Source organism: Bartonella sp. TS25HLJMH (assembly GCF_042193505.1).
GTDB classification, from domain to species: domain Bacteria; phylum Pseudomonadota; class Alphaproteobacteria; order Rhizobiales; family Rhizobiaceae; genus Bartonella; species Bartonella grahamii.
The window spans coordinates 1-2,259 of sequence record NZ_JBHILV010000039.1; the positions used below are offsets into that span (position 1 = coordinate 1).

Sequence of the window (2,259 nt, forward strand, 5' to 3'; positions counted from 1 at the left end):
AAGTCTTCACAAAGGATTTCTTCTGCTTGCTCTTTGTTAATACACATGCCTTTTTTGACGAGGGGGTGACCCGCATTGCTGGTGTGACCATAACCAATCGTCCAAACACATGCCGTATCTCTATAAGCCTCTAAACGCAATCCTTCCCATTGTTTGATAAGTTCTAATCCTTCTTTCGATATCTTTCTCATCTGACGCTCCATAAAAAAAGCCCCACAAAAGTGAGGCTGGATAAAAATATTTTTTTATGATCTCTATTGGCTATGCTCTTTGATCAGTTGCTCGACTTCTTCAACACGAAAGCCAAGTTGAAAGAGCGGCGCATGTTCGCTTTCCTGTAATTCATATTGAGTGCGCTTTGCTACAAAATCACCATTTGAATCAAACAGCATGGTTGTTGTTAGACAAACCTTATGCCTCTCATCATCAATCCCCTCTTCATCATCTCCAAGCTCCTTTATCGCAACCCAATAAAAACGCGTCTCTAAAAGCTGCCCTAGCCTTCTTACTGTTTCAACCTTATCAAATTCGAGCATATTCAGATAATCTTCCTTGCTATTTAAATGCTCTGGATAATCTATCATCTACCCCTCCTAAACAAAATGCCGTGGATGACTACATCCACGGGCGCTAGCCGATTCATACATGGCATTCCGTATAATGACTGCACGCAGATGTGGAGTGATATTCGTAGTATCTGACCAGTCTCCACCAGCCAACAATGCATACATATCTTTTTTAAACTGTACATTTGGTGAGGTTCCAGTTACTGTTTGCATGAAACACACATCTCTCACAAATTGCCAAACATAACCGCAACCATCTTCACAACCGATATGCGAAATCATCCGTATATTTGCCGTATTCTTATGACCTCCAGAATGTTTCGGTGAAGGTGCTTTTTTGCCTTGAATCCCACCACCTTCATTGCTTCCATACATCGCAGAGGTAAATTCTGTATTATTGAGCAAAGCCTTCTTAACACGCAGCATATCGGATATATGATCTGTTTGTAGACGGTTCGTCGTAATAGGAACATTATACGCCGAGCGGGTATTGTGACCCGTCCCTGACTGAAGATAAATATCAACCCAAAGGTCTTGCGCAAGATCATAAACCATCCCTTCGGGTGAACTATGCGGGCGGTGATTCAAACACCAAACAGAGTTCGGCAATATATCCCCTGCCCGATAGCCTGATAAGGGATGACCAGAAATCGTACCAACATCCGCACAGAGCGTATGAAACCCTCCAATCTTTCGCGAATTACTCACAGTGTAATCCCTTGGATACGTAGAGTTTTCTGACAAAACAAGTTTATGAGACTGTCCTCCATCCGATACCAAATAAACATAATAATCCTTACCCGCCGAAAGAGAAGGAACGCTTATTCTTTTATCTGCCGTATAACTTGCAACCAAAGTATCATTGCCTAATGCCAAGGTTATACGTGTTCCTTTTTTCAAGGTTAATTGACTTTTTCCTGTCGCAACAAGAAACGGCGTGGAAATTGAAAGAACCGTTAAATTGGACTGTTTCAGTAAATTGTTAACCTCTTCCGCTAGCACTTTTGCCTGTGAGGCTACTGTATGGGCTGTTGTTGCCGTTGCTAGGGAACTCTTGATACCTCCAAGCTCTTGCTTCGTCGTATCGGCTGTTTTTTTGGCTTCTTCTGCTGTCCTTTTTGCTCTATCGGCTACTTCCTTGGCTTTTTCGGCTTCGCTCTTGGCTTGATAGGCTTTTGAATCTGCTGCCTCGGCTTTTTTCTTAGCTTCGTCTGAGTACATCCGCGCTAAACTTACGGGGGCTTTAAAATTCTCAACCACTTGATTGATATCGATGACCCTACTCCTCGCAGACGAGGCTATTTTCTCTGCATTTTCTGCCTGATTACGCGCTTGCGTCGCGTCATGGTTGGCATAACCTGCTGTCTGTTTGGCTTCCTTGGCGATTTTTTGTGCTTCTTTTGCGGCTGCTTCTAAAGACTCAGCTTTCTTACCGGCTGTTTCGGCTGCCCTTTGCGCTTGTTCTGCTATATATTTTGCATTACTAGCTATTTCCTTGGCTTTTTCTACTTCATTCTTGGCTTCATACGCTCGATCATCGGCTTTTTCCGCTATTTTCTTGGCTTCTTCGCCTGCTCTTTCTGCTAAACTTGCTATAGTCTTAGCGTTATTGGCTGCTTCCTTCGCGTTGTTAGCTGTACTCCACCCTTGATGAGCTGTGTTGCCTGAATTTTCCGCTATCTTCTTGGCTTCA

At 43.3% G+C, this 2,259-nt stretch carries 2 protein-coding genes and 1 pseudogene; all 3 read right to left on the reverse strand.

Features of this window, described 5'->3' with window-relative positions; genetic code table 11:
* The coding region (locus tag ACFINF_RS08665; RefSeq protein ID WP_375620514.1) for a lysozyme at positions 1-191 on the reverse strand (191 nt) is incomplete at its 3' end.
* Between the two features lie 63 nt (positions 192-254).
* Complete coding sequence (locus ACFINF_RS08670; RefSeq protein WP_375620515.1) at positions 255-584, reverse strand: hypothetical protein; 330 nt, start codon at positions 582-584, stop codon at positions 255-257.
* 9 nt (positions 585-593) lie between these two features.
* Positions 594-2,259 (reverse strand): annotated as a pseudogene (locus ACFINF_RS08675) (hypothetical protein); the annotation flags it as partial.

Coding starts and splice junctions, on each gene's coding strand:
- ACFINF_RS08670 (WP_375620515.1), bottom strand. CDS start 584: ATGATAGATTATCCAGAGCATTTAAATAGCAAGGAAGATTATCTGAAT.